Here is a 461-nt window from a genome sequence, read left to right as displayed (position 1 = left end):
CGTATATAATGCGTGGTCTGCCACCAAGGGTGATCCGAATAAGCCTGCACTCGTCATGCTGCGTCTCACAGGCCAGCAAAAATCCATGATCGAGAAGCTGAAAAAGGTGTACCCAAAATGTAGATCGCGAGAATCCATCCTGAATCTCGCTCTTGAAAATCTGTATAGGAGAAATTTCGGTGCAAGCTGAAACCACGCAGCAACCTGTTATTGCCGCCCACCTGCGTAATGGGCAGACGGTTATCGCCCGCTACAAAGGCGAAAACGAAACGCATCTCGGGCTCGACAAGCCGTACATTCTGGAGACGTTTCCGGGCGCGGGTCCCGGCGGTCAAACTGGTGTGATGCTGACGCCCTACCTTGGCCACCACAAGGTGTTCGCTCCGCTCGAAGAGTTCGCGATGCCCCACGATATGGTGCTCATGCTTCGTCCGTGCCCGGAGGAACTGACAGCCACGTAC

Annotated in this window: 2 protein-coding genes; both read left to right on the top strand. The window is 54.7% G+C overall.

The window, feature by feature from the left end:
• The coding region (locus AC1RP4_RS07725) for a hypothetical protein (protein ID WP_481763231.1) at window positions 1-190 on the top strand (190 nt) is incomplete at its 5' end.
• Window positions 180-461: hypothetical protein (locus AC1RP4_RS07720; RefSeq protein ID WP_481763230.1), on the top strand; the 282-nt coding region annotated here is incomplete at its 3' end. The genes AC1RP4_RS07725 and AC1RP4_RS07720, both read left to right, overlap by 11 nt.

The sequence above is a fragment of the Dellaglioa sp. CoH-56-MRSF-10 genome, from assembly GCF_056782175.1.
The sequence above is the reverse complement of the archived record's forward strand: the minus strand, read 5'-3'. Positions and strand labels throughout refer to the sequence as shown.